Below are 26,127 nucleotides of genomic sequence, written 5' to 3' on the forward strand. Positions count from 1 at the left end.
CGCTTTAGAAAACTAAAGTGCGGTTAATTTTTAGATGATTTTAATAGCTTTCTCAAGGCTTCACCAATTTCAGCGAGGCTTTTTACACAGGTCACACCAGCGGCTTCTAACGCTGCAATTTTTTCTACTGCAGTACCTTTTCCGCCGCTAATAATGGCTCCCGCATGCCCCATCCGTTTTCCTTTTGGCGCAGTGATACCCGCAATATACGCAACCACTGGTTTAGTAACATTATCTTTAATGAAGATTGCTGCTTCTTCCTCTGCAGAGCCGCCAATCTCGCCAATCATCACAATGGCTTCTGTTTCGGGATCTTGTTGAAATCTTTCAAGAATATCAATAAAACTAGAACCTGGAATAGGATCTCCCCCGATACCCACACAAGTCGATTGTCCAAAGCCTTCATCTGTAGTTTGTTTTACCGCTTCATAAGTTAAAGTTCCAGAACGAGAAACAATCCCCACTTTACCTTTTTTATGTATGTGAGCGGGCATAATGCCGATTTTACATTCATCAGGCGTAATCACACCTGGGCAATTTGGCCCAATCATTACTACGCCCGTTTCATTTAATTTCTGTTTCACTTTAAGCATATCCAATGTAGGAATACCCTCAGTAATACAGACAATTAACTGAATCCCTGCATCAATGGCTTCAATTATGGCATCTTTACAAAATGATGCTGGCACATAAATAACTGTCGCTGTTGCCCCCGTATTTTCGACAGCTTCACGAACTGTATTAAATACAGGTAAACCAAGATGAGTGGTTCCACCTTTATTTGGCGATACGCCACCAACTAATTGCGTTCCGTAGGCTAATGCTTGTTCGGAATGAAAAGCCCCTTGTCCACCAGTAAAACCTTGGCAAATCACTTTAGTATTTTTATCAATTAAAATCGCCATTAGTGTTCTCCTTTTGCTGCATTCACAGCTAATTCTGCAGCTTGTTGTAAACTCTGTGCTGTAAGAATATTAACGTCGCTTTGCGCTAAAATTTGGCGACCCATTTCAGCATTCGTTCCTTCTAATCGCACAACCACAGGCACTCTCACGCCCACTTCATTTACTGCAGCAATCACGCCTTCAGCAATCAAATCACAACGAACAATGCCACCAAAAATATTCACTAAAATCACTTTAACGGAAGGATCGGTTAAAATGATTTTGAACGCTTCAGCAACCCGCTCTTTCGTTGCACCACCACCCACATCAAGAAAATTCGCAGGCTTCCCACCATAGAGTTTCACAATATCCATGGTGCCCATTGCAAGCCCAGCCCCGTTTACCATACAACCAATATCGCCCTCTAAAGCCACATAGTTTAACTGGAATTTTTCAGCTTCTGCTTCACGGGCATCATTTTGAGTTAAATCTTGCAGTGCTAAGAGATCTTTATGGCGAAATAAAGCGTTATCATCGACAGATATTTTGGCGTCGAGACAAACCAAATAGCCTTGTTTAGTTAGAACAAGTGGATTGACTTCCACTAAAGATAAATCTTTTTCTAAAAACAAACGAGATAAGCCCATAAAGATATCGGTAAACTGTTTGTTTTGCGTACCACTTAACCCTAATTTAAACGCCAATTCACGGCCTTGATAAGGCAATCCTCCAAATAAAGGATCAATCTCGACTTTATGGAGTAAGTGCAGTGAATTTTGCGCGACTTCTTCAATATTCATTCCACCAGCAGGAGAAGCAATAAACATAACTTTTTGAGAGGCACGATCAACAACCGCACTTAAGTAAAATTCTTTATCAATATCGCAAGTTTCTTCAAAATAAATCTGGTTTACTGGCTGACCCAATTTATCCGTTTGAAAAGTGACTAAACGTTGTCCCAGCCATTTTTCTGCAAAAGCTCTCGCTTCCTCTACATCCTGTACCAATTTAACGCCACCCGCTTTACCACGCCCACCAGCATGAACTTGGCATTTCGCCGCCCACTTATCGCCTGAAAGTTGAGCCAGTACCAAATCGACATCCTCAACAGATTGACAGACTGCCCCATTTTTTACGGGTAATCCATAATGCTCAAATAGTTGTTTTGCTTGGTATTCGTGTAAATTCATTCGCGACGTCCTTTTTGGTTATGAAAACAATTCACTCAAGGTTTTAATGCTATATGAACCGTGATTTCTTCACGATCGTGATATAAATGTTTTGCTTGGATATCAAAATTTAAATTCTGCTCAGCCAACATAACAGCCAAGTTTTCTAAACATAATATCACTTCTTGATAACGTTTTTTCATGGGTAATTTTAAATTGAAGATGGTTTCTCGGCACCAACCATTCAACAACCATTTACCAATCAATAACGAAATACGACTTGGTTGTTCCACCATATCACAGACTAACCAATCCACTTTTTTCCTTTTTGGGGGCTGAAATTTAAAACCATCTTCCGCGCAATGTTCAATGCACCCCGTATCATGCAAACTCGCCGCCATTTTTCCGTGATCAACTGCATAAACAAATAAACCTCGTTTGACTAATTGATACGTCCAACCGCCAGGGCAAGCCCCTAAATCAACGCCAATCATATTTTCATTTAAACGTTTATTCTCTTCTTTACGCGGAATAAAAGTCAAAATAGCTTCTTCTAGTTTTAACGTAGATCGACTCGGCGCATCTGCAGGAAATTTTAAACGAGGGATTCCCATAAAATGGGAGGAATGATTATCCACATAAGAATATCCCACATAGCAGCAATTCGGTTTTACAAAAAAACAATGTAAAAATTGACCGCACTTTTGACTCGCCTTTGCCGAAAGCCAACCTTGTTTTTTCAATGCCTGACGTAAAGGCACGGTAAACTTACGACAAAAAGTGGAAAGCTCCTTTGCTTCATTTGTGTCTGCAGTTTCTACAAAAAGCTCGCTAGATTGAGCAAAATTAACTTGTTGTGATAATTCTTCAAATGCCGCCACGATGGGACTAATACGATCAGCGGGATCTAAATCTTCCAATAAATCGGAAATAACCATCATCTGACGAGCAAAAATCAAACGATTAAAAGGAATGTCTCGGGCAAGGCGATCTGCCTCATCAGGTTGATAACATTCAAAAATCACGTAGCCCGAATTATCTTGCACTCGAGCAAAACCAAATACACCTAAATGACTTGCTTGATCGGTAATCTCTGCGGCGACTTCTTTCTCAAAACCTGGGCGACAATATAATGCGAGTTTATTCATTTTCTTCTTGTTTAATTGAGTTAATAATCCACTGACGGAATGCTTGAATTTTTTGGTCATCAAGGCGATCAAGATGATTGACCACATAAAATGATTTTGGATCAGGCAAATTAGTCGGCAACACTGCTTGCAATGAGCCATTTTCAATTTCTTGCAAGGCTAATAAGCGATTAGCTAATACAATACCTTGCCCGTGAATAGCCGCCTGTAACGCCATAAATGTATGGCTAAATAACGGCCCTTGCTGAATATTTAAATCATCTAACTGTAAATGATTTGCCATCGCTTGCCAATTATCACAGGTATGAATGTGAATTAATGTGTGTTTTTTTAAATCTTCAGGCTGAATAATTGGATTTTCTGCTAGCAATTCAGGTGAGGCTAAAATCAATAAATTTTCTTCGCAAAGACGATCTACTTGAAGATTCTGCCAATTTCCCAAACCATAATAAATAGCAAGATCAATTTCTTTATTTAACAAACCTTCATCTTGATCCACGCCTGTTAAACGAACCTCAATTTGCGGATAAAGCTGATTAAATTCACTTAAATGTGGCACTAACCATTGGATACCAAAAGTTTGTGGCACGCTAATATTTAAATGCGGATCCGTTTTTAACGTTAATAATCGCTCTGTTGCTTCATTTAAGCGACGCAGAATTTTATTAATATCAACAAAATAAGCTTTACCAAGCTCCGTTAATTCTAAAGAACGATTCTTTCGCTTAAATAATTCAATCCCTAAAAATTCTTCTAATAATTTAATTTGATGACTAACCGCCGCCTGTGTAACACAAAGCTCATCTGCTGCTTTAGTAAAACTTAAATAACGAGCAGCCGACTCAAAAGATTTTAGTGAATTCAATGGTGGCAAACGTTTATACATATAGTATTTCCATTTATAAAATTTTCGTCTATAATGGACAAGATTTATTTCAAATTAGTTTTTCTAATACCTAAAATAAAAAAACGTCACTTGTCCTTTCCTACCCTTTTCCTTACAATACAACCATACTTAATGATTGGTAATTCCTTACTAGTTAATGAGTTTCAGACTTAAGTATGATGTTGTGTTTGCATATAGTTCGGGAAACCGAACTTGAGTAACAATTTGTTACTCATTTACTTCCTGTATATTATTAAACCGATTTGGTTAAACGCTGCTCTCATTGAGTGGCGTTTTTTTCATCCCGATTTTAGCATAACTATATTGTTATTTCCTGCCCTGTTTCCAAAATTTCATTATTCCTTTTTAGTTGGCTAAAAATTGCATCATTTCGAGAATTTATTATTTAAATCACTTCAGGAATGGTGTAGATTAAGCGAAATTTCATTCAAAAAATAATATTAAGGAAGTAAAATGAAAGACTTAGACTGGAATAACCTTGGTTTTAGTTATATTAAAACAGATTACCGCTTCATCGCTCACTGGAAAGATGGCAAATGGGACGAAGGAAAACTCACCACAGACAATACTTTACATATTCACGAAGGTTCTACCGCACTTCACTACGGCCAACAATGCTTTGAAGGCTTAAAAGCTTACCGTTGCAAAGATGGTTCAATCAACTTATTCCGCCCGCAAGCAAATGCAGAGCGTATGCAACGTACCGCAGACCGTCTTTTAATGCCACGCGTACCAACTGAATTATTCGTGCGTGCATGTAAAGAAGTGGTTAAAGCTAACCAAGATTGGTTGGGTCCTTACGGTTCTGGTGCAACCTTATACTTACGTCCATTCTTAATTGGCGTGGGCGAAAATATCGGCGTGAAAACGGCACCAGAGTTTATTTTCTCTGTTTTTTGTTGCCCAGTGGGTGCTTACTTCAAAGGTGGTTTGGCTCCATCAAACTTTATCACGACTGATTATGACCGTGCTGCACCAATGGGCACTGGTGGTGTGAAAGTGGGTGGGAACTACGCAGCAAGCTTACTTCCACACGAATTAGCCGCAGAACAAGGTACGCCAGAACGTAAATTTGCGGATGCAATCTATTTAGATCCAAAAACTCACACTAAAATTGAAGAAGTCGGTGCGGCAAACTTCTTTGGGATCACAAAAGACAATAAATTCATCACACCAAAATCAGAATCTATTTTACCAAGTATCACTAAATACTCTCTTTTACATATCGCAAAAGAGCGTTTAGGTATGGAAGCTATTGAAGGCGATGTGTATATCGATCAACTCGATCAATTCGTAGAAGCTGGTGCGTGCGGTACAGCGGCGGTGATTACTCCAGTGGGCGGCATTCAACACAACGGAAAATTCCACGTATTCTATTCAGAAACTGAAGTAGGCCCTGTTACCCGTCGTCTTTATGATGAATTAACAGGCATCCAATTCGGTGATATCGAAGCACCTGAAGGCTGGATTGTGAAAGTAGAATAATTTCTACCAATAGAAAAACGAAAGTGCGGTTAAAAATCAACCGCACTTTTTTATTGATTCAATCCCCATTGGCGAGAATCTTTATCAAATTTAACACCTGAATGCGAACCTTCTGCACCGTTAAAATACACATCCTTATTTGCGCAAGCTGAAATAATCAACGCGCCTGCGATAATCAACAACCATTTTTTCATAAGTAAACCTTTTTGCTAAATTAAAAACCTGCGAATTGTAGCACAACGACTTCACATCCAACGAAATATTTCACTTGTCTTGCTAAAATAGAACTTCCCCACTAGAATACCCCCCGTAGTTCGCAAACCTCCTACAATAAAAAACTAGGTAAAATATGAATATTTTCAATCCAAACCACGATCGTAAAGCGATTGTCATCTTTTCAGGTGGACAAGACTCCACGACTTGTTTATTCCAAGCTATTGCTGAATACGGCAAAGAAAACATAGAAGCCATTACCTTTCAATATGGGCAGCGTCATGCTATTGAATTAGAAAAGGCGCGCGCCATTGTGCAAGATCTCGGCATTAAACAAACCTTGATTGATACATCTGTTATGAAAGCTATCACACATAATGCATTAATGGATGAACAGGCGCATATTGAGCAAAAAGAGAATGAATTGCCAAACACTTTTGTTGATGGTCGCAATGCCCTATTTTTACTTTATGCAGCGATTTATGCGAAAGGCCAAGGCATTCAAGATATTATCACTGGCGTATGTGAAACAGATTTCAGCGGTTATCCAGATTGCCGAGATGTGTTTATCAAGTCAATGAATGTCACATTAAATTTAGCTATGGATTATCAATTCAATATCAAAACACCATTAATGTATCTCACTAAAGCCCAAACTTGGCAGCTTGCTGATGAATTAGGCGTATTAGATTATGTACAAAAACATACTCACACTTGCTATGAAGGCATCGAAGGTGGATGCGGAAAATGCCCAAGCTGTATTTTACGCAATAAAGGTCTAAAGAAATATTTGACTCAAAAAGGTAGAAAAAATGTTTAAAATTTCCAAAGAATTTAGCTTTGACATGGCACATTTATTAGATGGACATGATGGGAAATGTCAAAATTTACATGGACACACATATAAATTACAAGTTGAAATTTCGGGTGACTTATATGAATCAGGTGCAAAAAAAGCAATGGTCATTGATTTTTCAGATCTAAAGTCTATTGTGAAAAAAGTTATTTTAGATCCGATGGATCACGCCTTTATTTATGATCAAACCAATGAGCGAGAAAGCCAAATTGCCACTCTATTGCAAAAGTTAAACTCAAAAACTTTTGGTGTTCCCTTTAGAACTACGGCAGAAGAAATAGCTCGTTTTATTTTTAATCGTTTAAAACATGATGAACAACTGTCCATATCATCCATTCGTTTATGGGAAACCCCAGCTTCATTTTGCGAGTATCAGGAGTAAATGTTGATGGAAAAATATCATGATTTTGAACCGAACTTTAACATAGTCGAAATTTTTGAAAGTCTGCAAGGGGAGGGCTTCAATACGGGAATGCCAAGTGTTTTTGTACGATTTGGTAAATGCAATCTAGACTGTCCTTGGTGTGATACACCTTATAATAATTTTAAACGCTGGTCTGTATCACAAATTCTAGAAAAAGTGCGGTCATTTTCGTCAAAGAATATTATCATCACAGGTGGTGAGCCAACAATTGTACCAAAAATTGAATACTTACTTGAGCAATTTAAATCAGATGGCTATTTTCTTGCAATTGAAACCAATGGTCTAAAAGCAATTCCTGCACAAATAGATTATATTGCGACGAGTCCTAAGAGCCTTTATGCTCATAAGTATGAAAAGCGTTGCATTCCATTTGCAAATGAAGTACGTATTGTAATGGACAGTAATATGCCATCATTTTGTGAATTGATCGAGCAAAAAATAAAAGCAAAGAATTACTATCTTTCACCTTGTGAAATTGATGGAAAAATGAATTTACTTGAGACTATCACTTTACTTGGTCAATTGAATCAACGTTCAAATAAACCTAAATGGCAGCTAAGTTTACAAACACATAAATTGATTGGTATTGAGTAATAGAAGGAAATATTATTTTTTGATCAGTATATAATTTAGTATATGACGTTTTCTACTTTAGAGAGTGATCATAATGAAACTTGGATAGCACACTTCTCCCATTCCTTTGTGCTAACCATTTTTTGAAATTTTGTACCATATCTCACTCTTTCTTATTTGTATTAATTATGAATAACATTGAATTTGAGTAACTTTTTAACCTAAAACTTAATTCGGACAAAATCACCGACTATGCGTAAAATGGCGTGCAAGTAGAAGGAAAAGCAAATGTTTATAAAATCATTACAGGAATCCTAGCAAATCAAGTATTGATTAAGTCATTAAACAACATTCCTATACTATTACATCATGGGTATTTTTGGAAAAATGAGAAACCTTGCATTTTAGGAATGAGAGGTAAACGAATTAAAAATTTGTTTATAGATAGTATAAAAATAGCTTTCAAAGCATATGGTTTTGATGTTGAGTTTAAGGATATAGGAGAATCCCGCTTAATATTATTCTTAAAATGTTCTACCCTACTTTTGATATACTCACAAATCTTATTGTTTCACAAGATAGATGAGACTATAATAACTGTAAATTTAAACAGATTAAAGATAGTTTATGATGGATATTTCTGAATTACTTGACGGGCTTAACGATAAACAACGCGAAGCCGTAGCTGCTCCTCTTGGTAATCACCTAGTGCTAGCTGGTGCAGGATCGGGCAAAACGCGTGTATTGACGCACCGTATTGCTTGGTTAATTGCGGTCGAAAATATTTCTGAAGGCAGCATTATGGCGGTGACCTTTACCAATAAAGCCGCAGCAGAAATGCGTCATCGTATTCAATCTACCCTTGCCAAACACGCACAACATCAATTAGTTGGTATGTGGATTGGCACCTTTCACAGCATTGCCCATCGTTTATTACGAGCTCATCATTTAGATGTGGGATTGCCACAAGATTTCCAAATTTTAGATTCAGAAGATCAACTTCGTTTAATTAAACGATTATTAAAATTACATAATTTTGATGAAAAAGCTTTTCCGCCTAAACAGGCTTGTTGGTACATCAATAACAAAAAAGATGAAGGCTTGCGACCAAATGATATTGAAGATTTTAATGATCGCCAAGAACGTGAATGGATTAAAATTTATCAGATCTATCAAGACACTTGCGATCGCGCAGGGTTGGTCGATTTTGCTGAATTATTAATTCGGGTCTATGAATTATTTGAGAAAAAACCATTAATTTTGCAACGTTATCAACAACGTTTTCAGCATATTTTGGTGGATGAATTTCAAGACACCAATAAAATCCAATATAAATGGATCAAAATTCTTTCTGGAAAAACAGGCAAAGTCATGATTGTGGGCGATGATGATCAATCTATATACGGTTGGCGTGGTGCACAAATAGAAAATATCCAAAAATTCTTGAAAGATTTCAAAGCCGAAACAATTCGCCTTGAACAAAACTATCGTTCTACCGCCAATATCCTAAACAGCGCAAATGAATTAATTGCAAACAATAGTGATCGTCTTGGTAAAAATTTATGGACAGAGGGTGAAAAAGGCGATCCTGTGGGCATCTATGCTGCCTTTAATGAATTAGACGAAGCAAAATTTGTCGCCTCACAAATTCAGGATTGGGTGGAACATGGCGGAAAACTTGATGATTGCGCTGTACTTTATCGTAGTAATAGCCAATCACGGGTTATTGAAGAAGCTTTAATTCGTTGTCAAATTCCATACCGTATTTATGGCGGTATGCGTTTCTTCGAACGTCAAGAAATTAAAGATGCGTTAGCCTATCTTCGTTTGATTAATAATCGTCAAGATGATGCGGCTTTTGAGCGTGTAATTAATACGCCAACCCGTGGCATTGGCGACCGCACTTTAGATATATTGCGTAACTTAACACGTGAACGCCAAATTACCTTATGGCAAGCAGTACAAGTCGCAACACAAGAAAATATGTTGGCAGGGCGAGCCTCAACAGCCTTATTACGTTTCCAAGAATTAATTAATTCACTACAACTTGATACCGCAGAAATGCCGCTTTTCGCACAAACTGATTTTGTGATTAAACATTCGGGCTTATATGAAATGTATCAACAAGAAAAAGGCGAAAAAGGCGAAGTGCGTATTGAAAATTTGGAAGAATTAGTTACCGCAACCCGTGAATTTATCAAACCTGATAATGCGGAAGAAATGACCGAACTCACTGCCTTTTTAACGCACGCTTCCTTAGAAGCTGGCGAAGAACAAGCCTCGCCGCATCAATCTTGTGTAGAAATGATGACGTTGCACTCTGCGAAAGGCTTAGAATTTCCTCGTGTATTTATGGTGGGCGTAGAAGAAGGATTATTCCCAAGTTTTCGTTCTTTTGAAGAACCCGGACGTTTAGAAGAAGAGCGTCGTTTAGCTTATGTCGGTATTACTCGTGCGCAGAAAAAACTGACCATCTCTTATGCGGAAAGCCGTCGATTATATGCCAAAGAAGAACGCCATTTGCCATCACGGTTTATCGCAGAATTACCGAGAGAATGTATCCAAGAAATTCGTTTACGAGGGACAGTCACGCGTGCGATGAACCTAGCAAAAGTCGGTTCATTGTCGAATACCAGTGCGGTCGAAAATGAATGGAAAATGGGTCAAAAAGTTAAACACGAAAAATTTGGTTTCGGCACAGTGATTAATGTGGAAGGATCTGAAAATAACACACGTTTACAAATAGCGTTCCAAGCTCAAGGCATTAAATGGTTGATTGCGCATTTGGCAAAATTGGAAAAAGTGCGGTAGAATTCAAGAGTATTATATTTTTTACCGATTAATTTCTTTGAAAAGTGCGGTGAATTTTTACCGCACTTTTATTATCTACGAGTGATGGAATGTTTAAATTTGTATTCAAACGAATCTTAATGGTGATCCCTACTTTTATTGCCATTACTCTTATTACCTTTGCCCTTGTGCATTTTATTCCCGGTGATCCTGTGGAAATTCTGATGGGGGAACGTGGCTTAACGGCAGAAGTACATCAACAAATGATGCACCAATTGGGTTTAGATTTACCTCTTTATCAGCAATATTTCCACTATATTGGCAATGTAATTCAAGGGGATTTCGGTGCATCGTTCCGCACTCAACAACCTGTCCTTACTGAATTTTTTACGCTTTTTCCTGCTACCGCTGAATTAGCTTTTTTTGCGTTATTTTGGTCATTATTAGGTGGAATAATTTTAGGCACGATTGCCGCAGTAAAAAAAGACAGTTGGATTTCTCACACCGTTACAGCTGCATCGCTCACAGGTTATTCTATGCCGATTTTCTGGTGGGGTTTAATTTTAATTTTATATGTTTCGCCACAACTCGGTTTGCCACAAGGTGGACGTTTAGATAATGAATTTTGGATCGATACACCAACAGGATTTATGCTTATTGACAGCTGGCTTTCTGGTATGCCAGGTGCCTTCGAAAATGCGGTGAAATCCTTAATTCTTCCTGCAATAGTCCTAGGCACAGTTCCTCTCGCCATTATTACGCGTATGACACGATCTGCAATGCTGGAAGTATTAGGCGAAGATTACATTCGCACGGCAAAAGCAAAAGGTTTAAGCTATACTCGAATTGTTATTGTTCACGCATTGCGTAATGCGTTAATTCCTGTTGTCACTGTGGTCGGGTTAATTGTAGGTCAATTGCTTTCTGGTGCAGTTCTCACAGAAACTATTTTCTCTTGGCCGGGGATTGGAAAATGGATTATTGATGCCATTCAAGCCCGTGATTATCCGGTATTACAAGGTTCTGTACTGATTATTGCGACGATTATTATTGTGGTGAATTTAACCGTCGATTTACTTTACGGCGTGGTCAATCCGCGTATCCGTCATTAATTGTAGGAGAAATTATGTCTGACACGCCTTTAACTTTTGCGCCAAAAACACCTTTACAAGAATTTTGGTTTTACTTCAAACAAAATCGTGGTGCGCTAATTGGTTTAATTTTTATTTTGATTGTTGCCTTAATCAGCATTCTCGCACCTTATATTGCGCCTTTTGATCCAACAGAACAAAATCGTACCGCACTTTTACTTCCCCCTGCTTGGTATGAGGGCGGTAATCCTGCTTATTTACTCGGCACAGACGATATTGGGCGAGATATTCTTTCGCGTATTATTTATGGAACGCGAATTTCCGTCTTTGCGGGATTTATCATCGTATTACTATCTTGCGCCTTTGGTACCAGCCTTGGCTTGATTTCTGGCTATTATGGCGGCGTGCTAGATACAATTATCATTCGCCTAATTGATATTATGCTCGCAATTCCAAACTTACTTTTGACGATTGTAGTCGTCTCTATTTTAGAGCCATCACTCGCCAATGCCACTTTAGCGATCGCCGTGGTATCGATTCCTAGCTATGTGCGTTTAACTCGAGCAGCGATGATGAATGAAAAAAATCGTGATTATGTGACTTCATCTAAAGTGGCAGGGGCAGGTATTTTACGCCTCATGTTTATTGTGATTTTACCAAACTGTTTAGCCCCTTTAATTGTGCAAATGACTATGGGAATATCCAATGCTATCTTAGAACTCGCGACACTTGGTTTCTTAGGCATTGGTGCAAAACCACCAACACCAGAACTTGGCACAATGCTTTCCGAAGCTCGTGGTTTTATGCAAGCGGCAAACTGGTTAGTTACAATTCCTGGCTTAGTGATTTTATCTTTGGTATTAGCTTTCAACTTAATGGGCGATGGCTTGCGTGATGCCCTTGATCCAAAACTCAAACAATAGGAAAACAGAATGGCATTATTAGACGTAAAAGAACTTTCTGTTCACTTTGGCGATAAAAAAACGCCATTTAAAGCAGTGGATCGCATTAGCTATCAAGTCGCACAAGGCGAAGTGCTTGGCATTGTGGGAGAATCAGGTTCGGGTAAATCTGTGAGTTCTCTCGCAATTATGGGATTAATTGATCATCCTGGACGTGTATCTGCTGAATCCTTGCAATTTGAAAATACTGATTTACTCACTTTAGAGAGTAAAGCTAAACGCCAGCTTATTGGTGCTGATGTTGCGATGATTTTCCAAGATCCGATGACAAGTTTAAATCCTGCTTATACTGTGGGATTCCAAATTATGGAAGCGTTAAAAACTCACGAAGGCGGCACAAAAAAGGCGAGAAAAGACCGCACTTTAGAGCTTTTAAAATTGGTCGGTATTCCTGATCCTGAATCTCGGATTGATGTTTATCCCCATCAGCTGTCTGGTGGAATGAGCCAGCGCGTGATGATTGCGATGGCAATTGCTTGCAGACCTAAATTATTGATTGCTGACGAACCAACCACGGCATTGGACGTGACTATCCAAGCTCAAATTATGGAACTCTTACTTGAATTGCAAAAGAAAGAATGTATGTCCCTAATTTTGATTACTCACGATCTAGCACTTGTGGCTGAAGCGGCAGAGCGAATTATCGTGATGTATGCTGGACAAATCGTTGAAGAAGGCACCGCAAAAGATATTTTCCGCGAACCAAAACATCCTTACACACAAGCCTTGTTACGTTCATTACCTGAATTTGCAGAGGGAAAATCTCGCTTAGAATCATTACAAGGGGTCGTCCCTGGAAAATACGATCGCCCAACAGGCTGTTTATTAAATCCTCGCTGCCCTTATGCCACCGAATATTGTCGCCAAGTTGAACCTCAATTGCATCATATCGGTTCGCGTAAAGTAAAATGCCATACTTCGCTGAACGAGCAAGGCAATCCAGTTGAATATCAAGGAGCTTAATAATGACGAATGAAGTAAAAGAAAATACGCCATTATTAAATGCCATTGGCTTAAAAAAATATTACCCTGTAAAAAAAGGCTTGTTTGCAAAACCACAGCAAGTAAAAGCGTTGGATGGTGTCTCTTTTCAGCTTGAACGAGGTAAAACTTTAGCAGTCGTGGGGGAATCTGGTTGTGGAAAATCAACGCTAGGTCGTTTATTGACAATGATTGAAGAACCAACCAAAGGCGAACTTTATTACAAAGGGCATAATTTTTTAGAAAATGATTCTGAAACAAAAGCACTACGTCGTAAAAAAATTCAAATAGTTTTTCAAAATCCTTACGCATCGTTAAATCCACGCAAAAAGATTGGTTCAATTTTGGAAGAACCATTAATCATCAATACAAAACTTTCCGCCAAAGAACGGCGAGAAAAAGTTTTATCGATGATGGAAAAAGTGGGCTTGCGCGCTGAATTTTATGATCGTTATCCCCACATGTTCTCAGGCGGACAACGCCAACGTATTGCCATCGCTCGTGGTTTAATGTTAGATCCAGATGTTGTCGTTGCCGATGAGCCTGTTTCTGCATTGGATGTTTCCGTGCGTGCACAAGTACTGAATTTAATGATGGATTTACAAGATGAATTAGGCTTGTCTTACGTGTTCATTTCACACGATCTTTCTGTGGTAGAACATATCGCTGATGAAGTGATGGTAATGTATCTAGGTCGTTGTATTGAAAAAGGGACGACAGAGCAGATTTTTTCTAATCCTCAGCATCCTTATACCAAAGCGTTACTTTCAGCGACACCACGTTTGTCGCCAAACTTGCGCCGTGAACGCATAAAACTGACAGGCGAATTGCCAAGCCCGATTAATCCGCCAAAAGGCTGTGCATTTAATCCTCGTTGTTGGAAAGCGACAGAAAAATGTCGTGAAAATCAACCGCACTTGGAACAATATACTGATGGAAAATTAATCGCTTGTTTCCATATTGATTAAATTCATTTTGTCAGATTTATAAATAGGCTCATTTTTTCTCTCGCCAATAGGTTGCAAATCGAGGTTTTCCACTATTCGTAATGCCTCGATATTTATAAGTAATCACAGATCCTATCGGAGGGGGATTTTCTCGTTCGTTTAAATTAAAACCCGAACCGATTTTAAATTCTCCCCGATGATTTTTACAAGTTAAAGCACCCATCACATTTTCAAATTGTCCTTTGCCTTTATGGTGTGCAATAACCGTACATTCTTCATCTCGTGCTGTTTTCAATTTTAAAATTTGTGAGCTTCGCTTACGTTCATAAGGTGCATTAGGGTTACGTACAACAACGCCCTCGCCTTGCAAATTTTCGACTTGTGCAAGAAATTGATATAAATGGGTTTTATCTTTAACAGGAATTTGCTCAATAATTTCAATATAAGTTGTAGGATATTCAAGTAAATAGGCTTTCAATTTAGCTAAACGCTCAAATAAATTGCCCTCTGCATCAGGCACATCAAAAACATACAATTTAAGTTTTTCCCAACCATCGCCTTTAAAAGATTTTGTGATGGATGAAATTTCCTCAAAATGATTTCGCTCACTAAATAATTCGCCATCAATGGCAAAAGGCGGAAAATCCTTAGTGAAATAGGCGGGCGGTAATAAAGGTTGCCCTTGTCGGGTTAATAATTGCTTTCCATCCCAATAACCGCGTACACCATCTAACTTTTCAGACATCACCCAACCCTCTATGGGTTGATTATTATAGGTATGAAGAAGCATTAAATCTGAGTTAGCAAAAGCAAAAGAACTAGCAAAGAAAAGTAACAAAGTGCGGTAAAATTTCATTGTGTTTTTGAAAATTAAAGGGCTAATAAGTTTACGCAAGATAAACATATCTTGAAAAATATCCAACCACTCAAACTTATTTTTTCGATCTAAATCGCAAAAAATCATTATTTCATCGAAAAAAGATGAATTTTTATTTAGGCTAGCGAAGAATCTTCATCTGCTATACAATGCCATCGCGATTTTATTCCCAACAAGGAGCAATCAATGTATTTAGATCAAATCAAAGCAGAACTTGTGGAAGCACAAGATGTGTTAAACAAATTTATTTCTGACGAAAATAACATTAAATTAATTCAAGAAGCGGCATTATTAATTTCCAATAGTTTTAAACAAGGTGGAAAAGTGCTTTCTTGTGGTAATGGCGGTTCGCACTGTGATGCGATGCATTTTGCAGAAGAATTAACGGGGCGTTATCGTGAAAATCGCCCTGGCTACCCCGCTATTGCGATTTCAGATGTAAGTCATTTAAGCTGTGTAAGTAATGATTTTGGCTATGAATATGTCTTTTCTCGCTATGTTGAAGCGGTGGGGCAAAAAGGCGATGTGTTATTCGGTTTATCAACCTCTGGTAATTCAAAAAATATCTTAAATGCTATTGAAGCGGCAAAAGCAAAAGGCATGAAAGTCATTGCGATGACAGGAAAAGACGGCGGGAAAATGGCAGGATTAGCAGATGTTGAAATTCGTGTACCCCATTTCCGTTATGCAGATCGTATTCAAGAAATCCATATCAAAGTTATTCATATTTTAATGATGTTAATTGAGTTTGAAATGGCAAAACAAGCCTAAAGTGCGGTTGATTTCAATCAAGTTTTTAAAATCCCAAATTTTTTGGGATTTTTTATTAATAGCACTTGCATAATTATGCATAAAAATGTAATATTTTTTCATCTTATGAAGCATAGAGAAGAAAAATGGCTATTCGTGTTAAAAATCTCAATTTCTTTTACGGTTCATCACAAACGTTATTTGATATTAACCTTGAAGCAGAAGAAGGCGATACCGTTGTGTTGCTGGGCCCAAGTGGTGCAGGCAAAAGTACATTAATTCGCACATTAAATTTGTTAGAAGTGCCAAAGTCTGGTGAATTAAGTATTGCAAATAATGATTTTAATTTATCCAATGCAATGGCAAATCCCAAAGCAATCCGACAATTACGCCAAGATGTAGGAATGGTTTTTCAACAATATCATCTCTGGCCGCACTTAACGGTAATTGAAAACCTAATTGAAGCACCAATGAAAGTACGTGGTGTGAGTGAAAATGAAGCGAAAACCGATGCAATGGAATTGTTAAAACGTTTACGTTTAGAACAACTTGCCGATCGCTTTCCATTGCATTTATCAGGCGGTCAACAACAACGTGTTGCAATAGCGCGCGCCCTGATGATGAAGCCACAAGTTCTGTTATTTGATGAACCAACGGCTGCGCTAGATCCAGAAATTACAGCGCAAGTTGTAGATATTATTAAAGAATTACAAGAAACTGGCATTACGCAAGTGATTGTAACCCACGAAGTCAATGTGGCGCAAAAAGTAGCGACAAAAGTCGTCTATATGGAACAAGGTAAAATCGTCGAAATGGGATCGGCTGATTGCTTTGAAAATCCAAAAACGGAACAATTTAAACACTATCTTTCTCACTAGAAAATAAGGAACTTACGATGAAAAAAACATTATTAACTGCCATTTTATTGGGATCATCTATTGCTGTAAGCGCACAAGAACTCACTTTTGCAATGGAACCTAGCTATCCACCATTTGAAACCACAAATGCAAAAGGCGAAATTATTGGTTTTGATGTGGATGTGGCGAATGCAATTTGTCAAGAAATTCAAGTAACCTGTAAATTCAAGAGCGAAACCTTTGATTCATTAATTCCAAGTTTAAAAGCAAAACGTTTTGATGCAGCAATTTCCGCAATCGATATTACCGATGCTCGTGCAAAACAAGTGTTATTCTCTGATGCGTATTACGATAGCTCTGCAAGCTATGTTGCTCTTAAAGGCAAAGCAACCTTAGAAAGTGCAAAAAATATAGGTGTTCAAAATGGTACAACATTCCAACAATATACCGTAGCAGAAACCAAGCAATATAGTCCAAAATCCTATGCAAGTTTACAAAATGCCATTTTAGACTTAAAGAGCGGTCGGATTGACATTATTTTGGGCGATACCGCAGTGCTTTCCGATATGATTTCCAAAGAGCCAGAAATTCAATTTGTAGGCGAAAAAGTAACCAATAAAAAATATTTTGGTAATGGTTTAGGTATTGCAATGCACAAATCAAACAAAGATTTGGCTGCACAATTAAACAAAGGTTTAGCTGCAATTAAAGCAAATGGCGAATACCAAAAAATCTATGATAAATGGATGACAAAATAATTTATGTTTTCTGACTTTCTTTCTTTAATGTTTACCGCTGCTCTAATGACTTTAGGGCTTGCGGTCTGTTCATTGCTCTTAGGCTTATTTTTAAGCCTTATTTTTGCCGTGCTTGAAGCAAATCGCTTTGTTGGCAAGCCGATGACAGTATTTGTGGCATTATTACGTGGCTTACCCGAAATTATTGTTGTATTACTTGTCTATTTTGGTTCTACCGAATTAGTCGAAATGCTGACAGGAGAATACATTGAATTTGGGGCATTTGGCTGTGGTGTGTTTGCGCTTTCTCTCATTTTTGCAGCTTATGCTTCACAAACATTACGCGGTGCAATTCAAGCCATACCAAAAGGACAATGGGAATCAGGTGCAGCGTTAGGCTTAAGCAAAAGCTATACGTTCATTCATATTGTTATGCCACAAGTATGGCGTCACGCCTTACCTGGTTTAAGCAACCAATGGCTTGTATTGCTAAAAGATACGGCATTGGTTTCATTAATTGGCGTAGACGATTTGATGCGCCAAGCGGATCTGATTAATACCAACACCCATCAGCCTTTTACTTGGTATGGTATTGCTGCGTTAATTTATTTAGCAGTGACATTAATTAGCCAAGTTGGTATTCGAAAATTAGAGCTGCGTTTTACTCGTTTTGAAAGGGGCGTGAAATAATGTTTCAAGAATATTTAACTGTGATCGCACAAGGGATCCCAACGAGTTTACTCCTCACAGTCGTATCCTTACTGATTGCTTTCTTTTTAGCCTTATTTCTTACTTTTTTACTTTCAATGGAAAACAAATGGATAAAAAGTGCGGTCAATTTATACCTTACTTTATTCACAGGCACGCCACTGTTAGTACAGTTCTTTTTAATTTATGCAGGGCCCGGTCAATTCCAATGGATTATTGACAGCCCATTATGGTATGTCTTATCCAATGCGTGGTTCTGTGCTGCATTAGCTTTAGCACTAAACAGTGCAGCCTATTCCACCCAATTATTTCACGGTGCAGTGAAAGCCATTCCCAAAGGACAATGGGAAAGTTGTGGCGCATTAGGATTAAACCGCATACAAACTTTAAAAATTTTAATTCCTTATGCCTTAAAACGTGCGTTGCCGTCTTACAGTAACGAAATTATTTTGGTATTTAAAGGCACGGCATTAGCATCCACCATTACGATTATGGATATTATGGGTTACGCACGCCAACTTTATGGGACAGAATATGATGCAATCACAATTTACGGCATTGCGGGCGGTATCTATTTAATTATTACGGGCATTGCAACATTATTACTACGTAAATTAGAGAAAAAAGTATTGGCATTTGAACGTTTTGAAGTAAGCAAAGCATAAAGTGCGGTAAAATTTTTAGTGATTTTAAATCCCAATCTCCGTTGGGATTTTTTATTTTGTGATCTTGATCACATATTTTTGAAATTAAGCCATTGGAAAATGCTTATAAAACAGAGCGTCAAAATTATGCTGATTTGGCAGAATTACATAATATTCTTTACGATTTGCCGAAAAAAAAAGAGGAAGTTGCTGGGTTAAAAAGCAATATGGAACAGTTGAAAACCGCAGCTAATCCAAATCAAGCTAAGATTGACAATGCGACTAAATCTTATGAAACAGCTAAAAATGAATTAGTTTCAATTTGGAAAGGCACTGCGGGTTCGGTTTCAGTGGGGAATGAAATAAGAGGCATAACCCGCCAAATTACTGGCGTAGCTGCAGGGACTACTTATCGAGGACAATCTGCCGTTGCAGTTGGGGTTAGTTATACACCTAAACCGAATATGGTAATTAGCCTTTCAGGCTCTGCTGATACCAATAACGGTGTGGGTGCTGCAACTGGGGTAAGTTTTGGGTTTTAGCGTATTGAAATCATCCCAAAATAAATAACGGTGATTGTTTTAAACGATCACCGTTAAATTAAAGTGTTTTATAAAAAAGATTTTTGTATTCTAAAAATTAGAATCCGTAACCCACACCAACTTTCGCACCATAGTTATTAACTTTGGTACTATCAAAATTACCTAAACGATTGTACTCAACTCCACCATTTGCGTACCAGTTGCCATCTAACTTATATTTTGCACCTGCTACAACCCCATATCCGAGCTTAATATCAGAAGAACTTTTAAACTTTTGTTCTGCGCGATTGGTGTATTTAAATTGATTAGTCGCTACACGAGCACCAACATAAGGTTGCACTTTAGAATTCGTGTCAAAATCATATAATACTGATGCACCTAAACCTTGAATTTTTGTGCCATCAACTTTTCCATGATGAGTATAATCACCCGCAACACGTGTATTTCCTACTTTATAACCCACGGATACGCGAGGTTCAACTCTTGTATTGTTACTACCGTTTGCTTTAGTTTGAGATAAACCGATATCGCCCTCAGCATAAATATTCGCATTTGCAACAGAAGCAAAGGCAAATGCACCAACAATAACTGCTAATAAAGATTTTTTCATTGGATAACTCCTTTATTTATTGAATAAATTGGAAAAATATATCACAAAAATTATTCTTCATCATCGACAAAAACTAATTTTCCCTTACATTTTTTACACAAATATTCGATGTTTTCTTTCATTATTTTGTTATGCCGACGAATAGTTAGAAAATGGGTTTGGCAAGCACAACGATATTCAAAGGTTTTACCTTGCACGTTTTTTATATCAAATTGATGGCAAGTGTCTGCGGGAAGCTTAAAAATTTCATTCATTACAAGCTGCCACTCTTTCCCGTGTGGTTTTACGCGACCAAACATTTGATACACAATCAAATGCGCAAGCTCATGTGGCACGACTTGTCGAATAAATTCATCCGTATTTTCTTGCAATAAAGTGCGGTTAAATTTTATTTCATTTTTTTGTAGGTAAGCCACGCCTGCCTTTATACCTCGTAACTCATAATTTACCTCTGGCATTGTAAATTTTCGCTTAAAATAAGCCTCTGCAAGCAGCAAAGACTGATTCAATTTGCGTTGCACTTGCATTTTTAAATGACGGAATGGAATAAGTGATATTGATGTCATCGGTAAAAGCAAAAACCGCTAGATAAGCGGCTTTTATATGATAGAATAACCAGTGGTTGGTCAGGTACGTTATTGCCTGACTGGCGGGTCAGGCAGTAACTCAATCTCGATCAGCTTTGTTTAACAACTCTGAAAGGAGATAGCCTTATGATAAAAATCATCTTAATGATTATTATCGGGTTCTTGTTGCTGTCCTTTAGCTCCCCAGCTTGGTAGCAACCTAAACCAACTAAGGCAACAAGAAACCTTGTTGCCTTTTCAATATAAGCCTTTCAAACTAAAAATTCAAGCCTATTATTTTAAACCTGCCGCAATACGTAAATCTTCTGCGCGATCCACTTTTTCCCAAGGGAATTGCTCACGACCGAAATGGCCATAAGCCGCCGTTTCACGATAGATTGGTTGGATTAAATCTAACATTTTAATTAAGCCATAAGGACGTAAATCAAAAAACTCACGAACTAATGACACTAATAATTCATTTGCAACTTTTCCAGTTCCAAAGGTTTCGACCATGATAGATGTTGGATCAGCCACACCAATCGCATAAGAAAGTTGGATTTCACAACGATCTGCTAAACCTGCTGCCACAATATTTTTTGCGACATAACGTGCAGCATAAGCCGCTGAACGATCTACTTTAGATGGATCTTTTCCTGAGAATGCGCCACCACCGTGACGAGCAGCACCACCGTAAGTATCCACGATAATTTTACGACCAGTTAAACCACAATCCCCCATCGGTCCACCAATAACAAAACGACCAGTCGGGTTGATGAAGAATTTTGTTTCTTTAGAAAGCCATTCAGTTGGTAATACAGGTTTGATAATTTCTTCCATCACACCTTCGTGTAAATCTTTTTGGCTAACTTCTTCAGAATGTTGAGTAGAAAGTACAACCGCATCCACACCAACAATTTTATTATCTTCATATTTTAACGTGACTTGGCTTTTCGCATCTGGGCGTAACCATGCTAATTTACCGCTTTTACGCACTTCAGCTTGTTTTTCCATTAAACGATGTGCATAAGTAATAGCTGCAGGCATTAATACATCCGTTTCATTGGTGGCATAACCAAACATAATACCTTGGTCGCCTGCACCTTGATCTAATGGATTTTCACGATCAACGCCTTGATTAATATCTGCAGATTGTTTACCAATCGCATTAAGCACCGCACAAGAATGACCATCAAAACCCATTTCAGAATGTTCATAACCAATATCACAAATCACTTTACGGGTTAAATTCTCAATATCAACCCACGCAGAGGTTGTGATTTCCCCACCCACCAATGCCATACCGGTTTTTACGTAAGTTTCACAAGCTACTCGTGCTTTTGGATCTTGTTTTAGGATTTCATCAAGTACTGCATCAGAAATTTGATCGGCAATTTTATCTGGATGCCCTTCAGAGACAGATTCAGATGTAAATAAATAGCTAGACATATTTTCTCTCTTCTTCTTTTAAATTTGGATGTATTGACGTATAGACGGCTATAATACGCATTTTTGCTTAATAAGCAAGCGGTATTATGGGTTAGTTGAGGGAGGAATCGCCAACCAATTACGCAAAATTTTCTCGCCAAAGTCTGACATATAAGATTCTGGATGAAACTGGACACTATAAATTGGCAAAGATTTATGTTGCATTGCCATCACCACGCCTTCATCGCAAAGTGCGGTAACTTCTAGGCAATCAGGAAAATCTTCTTCCTGTACGCCCCAAGAATGATATAGCCCGATATTAAATTCAGTTGGAAGATCAAAAAACAATGGAGAATTTGACCGCACTTTTAATGTTCGTTTCTGCCCGTGACGAACATTCTCTAAGTTATACAATGTACCACCAAAAAATTCACATAAGGTTTGATGCCCTAAACACACACCTAAAATAGATTTTTGCTGATAATATTTTTCCAACATAGAAAAAAGTTGTGGATAAGCGCGTGGTATATCAGGCCCTGGCGAAATCAATATATGACTATATTTTTCCGCTGTACTTTCCTTTAAATCTTCCACGTTTAAAACATCATAAGGCACATTTAATTTTCGAATTAAATCCACCAAGTTAAAAGTAAAAGAATCGTGATTATTAATGATGAGTAATTTCATAACAGTTCGGTATTCGTTATAATCAGGTCATTTTACGCAAAATGGCACAAAGCACAATGCAACATTTTATTGAACAGGCTAATCATTATGGCAAACAACGCACGCCATTTTTCTTTCTTATTGATTTTGAAAAAGAAAAACCCTTGATTTGTCCTCTCGAAAATTCTGCACAACAAGGCATTTATTTTGATATTTTAGGCAAAAGAAATTGCACGATTTCTCCACAATCTCTCCCTCTTAATTTCACCAAACATCCAATGCCTTTCTCGCATTATCAACAAGGTTTTGAACTTGTTCAAAGTGAATTACAAAAAGGTAATTCTTATTTATTAAATCTCACCTACCCCACTGAAATTTCAGGTAATCTGTCACTTGAACAAATTTTTCATCAAACCAATGCACCTTATAAATTGTGGTTACAAGATCAATTCGTTTGCTTTTCGCCTGAATGTTTTGTCAATATTCATGACAACAATATTTTTACCTATCCCATGAAAGGGACAATTAATGCCACTCTGCCCGATGCAGAAAATCAGTTACTCACAAATGAAAAAGAACAACGCGAGCATTACACGATTGTTGATTTAATGCGTAATGATTTATCCATGGTGGCAGAACACATTCAAGTGAAAAAATTTCGTTATATCGATCGCATCAAAACACAAAAAGGCGAAATACTGCAAACCAGTTCTGAAATTTACGGAAAATTGAATGAAAACTGGCAAAATCAAATTGGTGATATTTTAGAGAAACTGTTGCCTGCTGGGTCTATTAGTGGTGCACCAAAAGAAAAAACCACACAAATTATTCAACAAGCAGAAAAACAAAAGCGCGGTTATTACACGGGAATTTTTGGCATATTTGATGGCAAAACACTACAAAGTGCGGTAGCAATTCGATTTATTTCTCAAGTAGATGAAAAATTTTATTTTCATAGTGGAGGCGGGATTACCATTCATAGCAATGCGCAAGATGAATATGAAGAATTATTAGAAAAAGTCTATTTACCGATTGAAGGTGCTGATTAATGTATCCTCTATTTGAAACCCTTTGTATTGAAAACGGGAAAATTCAAAATATCGATTTACACCAAGCGCGATATGAACGTAGTTTGCGTGAATATTATGGCAAAAGTGCGGTGAAAATTTTTAATCTTTTTTCCCTTATTCAACTGCCTGAAGATTTACAAAATCAATTAGTTCGCTGCCGCATTGATTACAATGCCGAAACCACACAAATTCAATATTTTGAATACCAACGAAAAATCTACCGCACTTTTCAACCTGTAATTTGTGATGACATTGAATATAGTTTGAAATATTTAGATCGCAGTTTAATTAATACATTATTTGCTCAACGTGGTGCTTGTGATGAAATTATGATTATCAAAAATGGAAAAGTGACAGATTGTTCCATCGGTAATTTAATTTTTCGCCAAGGAAAAAAATGGTACACGCCAGACACGCCATTGCTTTTAGGCACACAACGAGAAAAATTATTACAAGAAGGGAAAATTCAAGAACGCACAATATTCCAAGAAGATATTGTCAATTTTGATGAAATTAAAATCATTAACGCAATGAATAGCTTATAAAAAATAAGCCGACTGATTTAGTCGGCTCTAGTTATCCTATTATTTTTCAGCATTTTTCAATAATTCTGCGTGTGCTTTTTTCTGTTCTTTCATTTTCGTACTCGCTTCACGGCGTTGCTTAGAAAGTTCAGCATTGCGAATTGTATAATCATCCACACGGCTTTCATAATCATCACGCATACTTTCAATAATTCCGCGTACTTCTGCAATAGTCATATCATCACGAATATATTGATTTAAATTATCCAATAACAATATGCGTTTTTGGTTATCGCGAATCTTACGATTATTGTCTTCCATATCTCGTTTAATTCTATTTTTTAAACGATACATACGCACGTATTCCAACACTTCTTGAAAAGATTGTTTATTCACAATTTCCATAACAACTCCCTTTAAAATAAATAAAATGACTGTGCCGTAATTTAGCTTTTTTTTAATCAATCGTCAAAATTTACCCTCTATTTTATGAATGATAGAAAGAATTTTTTTGATTTCAGTAAAAAGCATTGATTATCGATTTTTGTAGTGATAAAAAAGACATCATTATTTTCATAAAAAGCAAGGAAATACAATGTCACAAGTCTTTAATTTTAGCGCAGGTCCTGCGATGATTTTCCCAGAAGTGTTGCAAAAAGCACAAAATGAACTTACAAACTGGCTCAATCAAGGTGTTTCTGTAATGGAAGTAAGCCATCGTGGAAAGTATTTTATGGAACTCGTTACCCAAGCGGAAAAAGATCTACGTGAGGTTTACAATATTCCTGATAACTATCGTGTACTTTTCTTACAAGGTGGCGCTCGCGGTCAATTTGCCGCAATTCCGATGAACTTAATCGGTAAAAAAGGCAAAGCCCTTTATTTAAATAGTGGGCATTGGTCAGCTACAGCGGCAAAAGAAGCAAGAAATTTTGCAGAAATTGATGAAATCACTATCGTAGAAAATGGCGAACAGACTCGAATTACCGATCTTGATTTTAGCCATATCGCTGATCAATATGACTACGTTCATTATTGCCCGAATGAAACTATTAGTGGTGTAGAGATTTTTGATGTGCCAAATGTGGGCAATGCCGTATTGGTCGCGGATATGTCTTCAAATATTCTTTCACGTCAAATCGATATCAGTAAATTTGGGATAATTTATGCAGGTGCGCAAAAAAATCTTGGCCCTGCGGGTATTACGTTAGTGATTATTCGCGATGATTTAATCGGTAATGCACGTAAAGAAACCCCCTCTATTTGGAATTATGCAACTCAACGTGATGCAGATTCAATGATCAACACGCCTCCAACTTTTGCGTGGTATTTATGTTCCCTCGTATTTAAACATCTTAAAGAAATAGGCGGCTTAGAAATAATCGAAAAACGTAATGCACTAAAAGCACAAACTCTTTATGATTATATTGATTCGAGCAAACTTTACCGCAATGTGGTAGCAAAAGAAAACCGTTCAACAATGAATGTCACTTTCATCACAGGTAATCCTGAATTAGATGCAAAATTTGTCGCAGAATCTACTGCTACGGGTTTGCAAGCCTTGAAAGGTCATAAGGTTTTAGGTGGAATGCGCGCATCTATTTATAATGCAATGTCGCAAAATGGTGTTGAGGCACTCATTTCATTTATGAAAAAATTTGAAGCTGAAAATCTTCCTCAATAGGAAAAATATTTCCAATGGGCGTATTTACTACGCC

Annotated in this window: 29 protein-coding genes and 1 riboswitch; of the genes, 18 read left to right on the plus strand and 11 right to left on the minus strand. The window is 37.6% G+C overall.

Annotated features, from left to right (window positions below; genetic code table 11):
* Window positions 1-23 precede the first annotated feature (23 nt).
* From sucD to AT683_RS08445, 4 genes are read right to left on the minus strand one after another with little or no spacing between them, the layout of a single operon-like run.
* Entirely contained in the window at window positions 24-905 is an 882-nt protein-coding gene (gene sucD, locus AT683_RS08430; RefSeq protein WP_011272438.1) for a succinate--CoA ligase subunit alpha, read from the minus strand.
* Entirely contained in the window at window positions 905-2,074 is a 1,170-nt protein-coding gene (gene sucC, locus AT683_RS08435) for an ADP-forming succinate--CoA ligase subunit beta (RefSeq protein ID WP_011272437.1), read from the minus strand. Before sucC ends, sucD begins: the two co-directional genes overlap by 1 nt.
* A 35-nt stretch (window positions 2,075-2,109) precedes the next feature.
* Complete coding sequence (rlmM, locus tag AT683_RS08440) at window positions 2,110-3,201, minus strand: 23S rRNA (cytidine(2498)-2'-O)-methyltransferase RlmM (RefSeq protein WP_011272436.1); 1,092 nt, start codon at window positions 3,199-3,201, stop codon at window positions 2,110-2,112.
* Window positions 3,194-4,087 (minus strand): transcriptional regulator GcvA, encoded by an 894-nt coding sequence (locus AT683_RS08445; protein WP_005667412.1) that lies wholly within the window; start codon window positions 4,085-4,087, stop codon window positions 3,194-3,196. Before AT683_RS08445 ends, rlmM begins: the two co-directional genes overlap by 8 nt.
* A gap of 474 nt (window positions 4,088-4,561) precedes the next feature.
* Between AT683_RS08445 and ilvE the strand changes: the two genes are divergently transcribed.
* Entirely contained in the window at window positions 4,562-5,593 is a 1,032-nt protein-coding gene (gene ilvE / locus AT683_RS08450; protein WP_011272435.1) for a branched-chain-amino-acid transaminase, read from the plus strand.
* A 50-nt stretch (window positions 5,594-5,643) separates the two neighbouring features.
* On the opposite strand, the gene AT683_RS08455 is transcribed toward ilvE, so the two are convergent.
* Window positions 5,644-5,787 carry a hypothetical protein gene (locus tag AT683_RS08455; protein ID WP_005634891.1) on the minus strand — a complete coding sequence of 48 codons (144 nt, stop codon included), beginning with the start codon at window positions 5,785-5,787 and terminating at the stop codon, window positions 5,644-5,646.
* A 109-nt stretch (window positions 5,788-5,896) separates the two neighbouring features.
* Window positions 5,897-5,941: riboswitch (PreQ1 riboswitch) on the plus strand.
* A gap of 1 nt (window position 5,942) precedes the next feature.
* Here AT683_RS08455 and queC point away from each other — a divergent pair.
* From queC to AT683_RS08500, 8 genes are all read left to right on the plus strand, one after another.
* A complete protein-coding gene (queC, locus tag AT683_RS08460) occupies window positions 5,943-6,626 on the plus strand; it encodes a 7-cyano-7-deazaguanine synthase QueC (protein ID WP_011272434.1) in 684 nt (227 codons plus the stop codon).
* Window positions 6,619-7,044 carry a 6-carboxytetrahydropterin synthase QueD gene (gene queD / locus AT683_RS08465; RefSeq protein ID WP_011272433.1) on the plus strand — a complete coding sequence of 142 codons (426 nt, stop codon included), beginning with the start codon at window positions 6,619-6,621 and terminating at the stop codon, window positions 7,042-7,044. The genes queC and queD overlap by 8 nt, the downstream gene beginning before the upstream one ends.
* Window positions 7,045-7,680 carry a 7-carboxy-7-deazaguanine synthase QueE gene (locus AT683_RS08470; RefSeq protein ID WP_005686506.1) on the plus strand — a complete coding sequence of 212 codons (636 nt, stop codon included), beginning with the start codon at window positions 7,045-7,047 and terminating at the stop codon, window positions 7,678-7,680.
* A 609-nt stretch (window positions 7,681-8,289) separates the two neighbouring features.
* Window positions 8,290-10,470 (plus strand): DNA helicase II, encoded by a 2,181-nt coding sequence (gene uvrD / locus AT683_RS08480; RefSeq protein WP_042594456.1) that lies wholly within the window; start codon window positions 8,290-8,292, stop codon window positions 10,468-10,470.
* 89 nt (window positions 10,471-10,559) lie between these two features.
* The gene (locus tag AT683_RS08485; RefSeq protein ID WP_005647473.1) at window positions 10,560-11,561 is read left to right on the plus strand and encodes an ABC transporter permease subunit; all 1,002 of its coding nucleotides are present in this window, start codon (window positions 10,560-10,562) and stop codon (window positions 11,559-11,561) included.
* 14 nt (window positions 11,562-11,575) lie between these two features.
* Window positions 11,576-12,463, plus strand: a complete 888-nt coding sequence (locus AT683_RS08490) for an ABC transporter permease subunit (protein ID WP_005653671.1) — start codon at window positions 11,576-11,578, stop codon at window positions 12,461-12,463.
* Window positions 12,464-12,472: 9 nt separating this feature from the next.
* Entirely contained in the window at window positions 12,473-13,465 is a 993-nt protein-coding gene (dppD, locus tag AT683_RS08495; protein ID WP_058222233.1) for a dipeptide ABC transporter ATP-binding protein, read from the plus strand.
* Window positions 13,466-13,467: 2 nt separating this feature from the next.
* On the plus strand, window positions 13,468-14,451 hold the full coding sequence (locus AT683_RS08500) for a peptide ABC transporter ATP-binding protein (RefSeq protein ID WP_005663823.1): 984 nt from the start codon (window positions 13,468-13,470) through the stop codon (window positions 14,449-14,451).
* A 28-nt stretch (window positions 14,452-14,479) separates the two neighbouring features.
* Here AT683_RS08500 and AT683_RS08505 read toward each other — a convergent pair whose 3' ends face one another.
* Entirely contained in the window at window positions 14,480-15,286 is an 807-nt protein-coding gene (locus AT683_RS08505; RefSeq protein WP_058222244.1) for a DNA ligase, read from the minus strand.
* A 207-nt stretch (window positions 15,287-15,493) separates the two neighbouring features.
* On the opposite strand from AT683_RS08505, the gene lpcA reads away from it, so the two are divergent.
* The 6 genes from lpcA to AT683_RS08535 all read left to right on the plus strand — a co-directional run bounded on the left by lpcA (window position 15,494) and on the right by AT683_RS08535 (window position 19,545).
* Window positions 15,494-16,078: a D-sedoheptulose 7-phosphate isomerase gene (lpcA, locus tag AT683_RS08510; protein WP_005663828.1), complete on the plus strand. Its 585-nt coding sequence runs from the start codon at window positions 15,494-15,496 to the stop codon at window positions 16,076-16,078.
* Between the two features lie 125 nt (window positions 16,079-16,203).
* Entirely contained in the window at window positions 16,204-16,935 is a 732-nt protein-coding gene (artP, locus tag AT683_RS08515; protein WP_058222234.1) for an arginine ABC transporter ATP-binding protein ArtP, read from the plus strand.
* Window positions 16,936-16,952: 17 nt separating this feature from the next.
* A complete protein-coding gene (locus tag AT683_RS08520; RefSeq protein ID WP_050845870.1) occupies window positions 16,953-17,672 on the plus strand; it encodes a lysine/arginine/ornithine ABC transporter substrate-binding protein in 720 nt (239 codons plus the stop codon).
* Window positions 17,673-17,675: 3 nt separating this feature from the next.
* On the plus strand, window positions 17,676-18,341 hold the full coding sequence (gene artQ, locus AT683_RS08525; protein WP_005660414.1) for an arginine ABC transporter permease ArtQ: 666 nt from the start codon (window positions 17,676-17,678) through the stop codon (window positions 18,339-18,341).
* Entirely contained in the window at window positions 18,341-19,024 is a 684-nt protein-coding gene (gene artM / locus AT683_RS08530) for an arginine ABC transporter permease ArtM (protein WP_005657179.1), read from the plus strand. The genes artQ and artM overlap by 1 nt, the downstream gene beginning before the upstream one ends.
* 92 nt (window positions 19,025-19,116) lie before the next feature.
* Complete coding sequence (locus tag AT683_RS08535) at window positions 19,117-19,545, plus strand: YadA C-terminal domain-containing protein (protein ID WP_227990536.1); 429 nt, start codon at window positions 19,117-19,119, stop codon at window positions 19,543-19,545.
* 97 nt (window positions 19,546-19,642) lie between these two features.
* On the opposite strand, the gene AT683_RS08540 is transcribed toward AT683_RS08535, so the two are convergent.
* The 4 genes from AT683_RS08540 to AT683_RS08555 all read right to left on the minus strand — a co-directional run bounded on the left by AT683_RS08540 (window position 19,643) and on the right by AT683_RS08555 (window position 22,836).
* Window positions 19,643-20,155 carry an opacity family porin gene (locus AT683_RS08540; RefSeq protein WP_005647500.1) on the minus strand — a complete coding sequence of 171 codons (513 nt, stop codon included), beginning with the start codon at window positions 20,153-20,155 and terminating at the stop codon, window positions 19,643-19,645.
* Between the two features lie 50 nt (window positions 20,156-20,205).
* On the minus strand, window positions 20,206-20,721 hold the full coding sequence (locus tag AT683_RS08545; RefSeq protein ID WP_005667437.1) for a SprT family zinc-dependent metalloprotease: 516 nt from the start codon (window positions 20,719-20,721) through the stop codon (window positions 20,206-20,208).
* Window positions 20,722-21,015: 294 nt separating this feature from the next.
* A complete protein-coding gene (metK, locus tag AT683_RS08550; RefSeq protein ID WP_005660404.1) occupies window positions 21,016-22,170 on the minus strand; it encodes a methionine adenosyltransferase in 1,155 nt (384 codons plus the stop codon).
* Between the two features lie 84 nt (window positions 22,171-22,254).
* Window positions 22,255-22,836 (minus strand): anthranilate synthase component II, encoded by a 582-nt coding sequence (locus AT683_RS08555; RefSeq protein ID WP_011272424.1) that lies wholly within the window; start codon window positions 22,834-22,836, stop codon window positions 22,255-22,257.
* A 41-nt stretch (window positions 22,837-22,877) separates the two neighbouring features.
* Here AT683_RS08555 and AT683_RS08560 point away from each other — a divergent pair, with 41 nt between their 5' ends.
* Entirely contained in the window at window positions 22,878-23,864 is a 987-nt protein-coding gene (locus tag AT683_RS08560; RefSeq protein WP_038441346.1) for an aminodeoxychorismate synthase component I, read from the plus strand.
* Entirely contained in the window at window positions 23,864-24,430 is a 567-nt protein-coding gene (locus AT683_RS08565) for an aminotransferase class IV family protein (RefSeq protein ID WP_011272422.1), read from the plus strand. Before AT683_RS08560 ends, AT683_RS08565 begins: the two co-directional genes overlap by 1 nt.
* A 39-nt stretch (window positions 24,431-24,469) precedes the next feature.
* On the opposite strand, the gene AT683_RS08570 is transcribed toward AT683_RS08565, so the two are convergent.
* Window positions 24,470-24,814 (minus strand): DUF496 family protein, encoded by a 345-nt coding sequence (locus tag AT683_RS08570; RefSeq protein WP_005647511.1) that lies wholly within the window; start codon window positions 24,812-24,814, stop codon window positions 24,470-24,472.
* A gap of 190 nt (window positions 24,815-25,004) precedes the next feature.
* Between AT683_RS08570 and serC the strand changes: the two genes are divergently transcribed.
* Window positions 25,005-26,093 carry a 3-phosphoserine/phosphohydroxythreonine transaminase gene (gene serC / locus AT683_RS08575; RefSeq protein WP_011272421.1) on the plus strand — a complete coding sequence of 363 codons (1,089 nt, stop codon included), beginning with the start codon at window positions 25,005-25,007 and terminating at the stop codon, window positions 26,091-26,093.
* Window positions 26,094-26,127 lie beyond the last annotated feature (34 nt).

Origin of the sequence: Haemophilus influenzae (assembly GCF_001457655.1) — a bacterium.
In the GTDB taxonomy this organism is placed as follows: Bacteria; Pseudomonadota; Gammaproteobacteria; order Enterobacterales; family Pasteurellaceae; genus Haemophilus; species Haemophilus influenzae.

What these genes read in the sequence shown, in the direction of transcription:
- sucD (WP_011272438.1), bottom strand. Translation starts at nt 905, where the DNA reads ATGGCGATTTTAATTGATAAAAATACTAAAGTGATTTGCCAAGGTTTT.
- sucC (WP_011272437.1), bottom strand. Translation starts at nt 2,074, where the DNA reads ATGAATTTACACGAATACCAAGCAAAACAACTATTTGAGCATTATGGA.
- rlmM (WP_011272436.1), bottom strand. Translation starts at nt 3,201, where the DNA reads ATGAATAAACTCGCATTATATTGTCGCCCAGGTTTTGAGAAAGAAGTC.
- AT683_RS08445 (WP_005667412.1), bottom strand. Translation starts at nt 4,087, where the DNA reads ATGTATAAACGTTTGCCACCATTGAATTCACTAAAATCTTTTGAGTCG.
- ilvE (WP_011272435.1), top strand. Translation starts at nt 4,562, where the DNA reads ATGAAAGACTTAGACTGGAATAACCTTGGTTTTAGTTATATTAAAACA.
- AT683_RS08455 (WP_005634891.1), bottom strand. Translation starts at nt 5,787, where the DNA reads ATGAAAAAATGGTTGTTGATTATCGCAGGCGCGTTGATTATTTCAGCT.
- queC (WP_011272434.1), top strand. Translation starts at nt 5,943, where the DNA reads ATGAATATTTTCAATCCAAACCACGATCGTAAAGCGATTGTCATCTTT.
- queD (WP_011272433.1), top strand. Translation starts at nt 6,619, where the DNA reads ATGTTTAAAATTTCCAAAGAATTTAGCTTTGACATGGCACATTTATTA.
- AT683_RS08470 (WP_005686506.1), top strand. Translation starts at nt 7,045, where the DNA reads ATGTTGATGGAAAAATATCATGATTTTGAACCGAACTTTAACATAGTC.
- uvrD (WP_042594456.1), top strand. Translation starts at nt 8,290, where the DNA reads ATGGATATTTCTGAATTACTTGACGGGCTTAACGATAAACAACGCGAA.
- AT683_RS08485 (WP_005647473.1), top strand. Translation starts at nt 10,560, where the DNA reads ATGTTTAAATTTGTATTCAAACGAATCTTAATGGTGATCCCTACTTTT.
- AT683_RS08490 (WP_005653671.1), top strand. Translation starts at nt 11,576, where the DNA reads ATGTCTGACACGCCTTTAACTTTTGCGCCAAAAACACCTTTACAAGAA.
- dppD (WP_058222233.1), top strand. Translation starts at nt 12,473, where the DNA reads ATGGCATTATTAGACGTAAAAGAACTTTCTGTTCACTTTGGCGATAAA.
- AT683_RS08500 (WP_005663823.1), top strand. Translation starts at nt 13,468, where the DNA reads ATGACGAATGAAGTAAAAGAAAATACGCCATTATTAAATGCCATTGGC.
- AT683_RS08505 (WP_058222244.1), bottom strand. Translation starts at nt 15,286, where the DNA reads ATGAAATTTTACCGCACTTTGTTACTTTTCTTTGCTAGTTCTTTTGCT.
- lpcA (WP_005663828.1), top strand. Translation starts at nt 15,494, where the DNA reads ATGTATTTAGATCAAATCAAAGCAGAACTTGTGGAAGCACAAGATGTG.
- artP (WP_058222234.1), top strand. Translation starts at nt 16,204, where the DNA reads ATGGCTATTCGTGTTAAAAATCTCAATTTCTTTTACGGTTCATCACAA.
- AT683_RS08520 (WP_050845870.1), top strand. Translation starts at nt 16,953, where the DNA reads ATGAAAAAAACATTATTAACTGCCATTTTATTGGGATCATCTATTGCT.
- artQ (WP_005660414.1), top strand. Translation starts at nt 17,676, where the DNA reads ATGTTTTCTGACTTTCTTTCTTTAATGTTTACCGCTGCTCTAATGACT.
- artM (WP_005657179.1), top strand. Translation starts at nt 18,341, where the DNA reads ATGTTTCAAGAATATTTAACTGTGATCGCACAAGGGATCCCAACGAGT.
- AT683_RS08540 (WP_005647500.1), bottom strand. Translation starts at nt 20,155, where the DNA reads ATGAAAAAATCTTTATTAGCAGTTATTGTTGGTGCATTTGCCTTTGCT.
- AT683_RS08545 (WP_005667437.1), bottom strand. Translation starts at nt 20,721, where the DNA reads ATGACATCAATATCACTTATTCCATTCCGTCATTTAAAAATGCAAGTG.
- metK (WP_005660404.1), bottom strand. Translation starts at nt 22,170, where the DNA reads ATGTCTAGCTATTTATTTACATCTGAATCTGTCTCTGAAGGGCATCCA.
- AT683_RS08555 (WP_011272424.1), bottom strand. Translation starts at nt 22,836, where the DNA reads ATGAAATTACTCATCATTAATAATCACGATTCTTTTACTTTTAACTTG.
- AT683_RS08560 (WP_038441346.1), top strand. Translation starts at nt 22,878, where the DNA reads ATGGCACAAAGCACAATGCAACATTTTATTGAACAGGCTAATCATTAT.
- AT683_RS08565 (WP_011272422.1), top strand. Translation starts at nt 23,864, where the DNA reads ATGTATCCTCTATTTGAAACCCTTTGTATTGAAAACGGGAAAATTCAA.
- AT683_RS08570 (WP_005647511.1), bottom strand. Translation starts at nt 24,814, where the DNA reads ATGGAAATTGTGAATAAACAATCTTTTCAAGAAGTGTTGGAATACGTG.
- serC (WP_011272421.1), top strand. Translation starts at nt 25,005, where the DNA reads ATGTCACAAGTCTTTAATTTTAGCGCAGGTCCTGCGATGATTTTCCCA.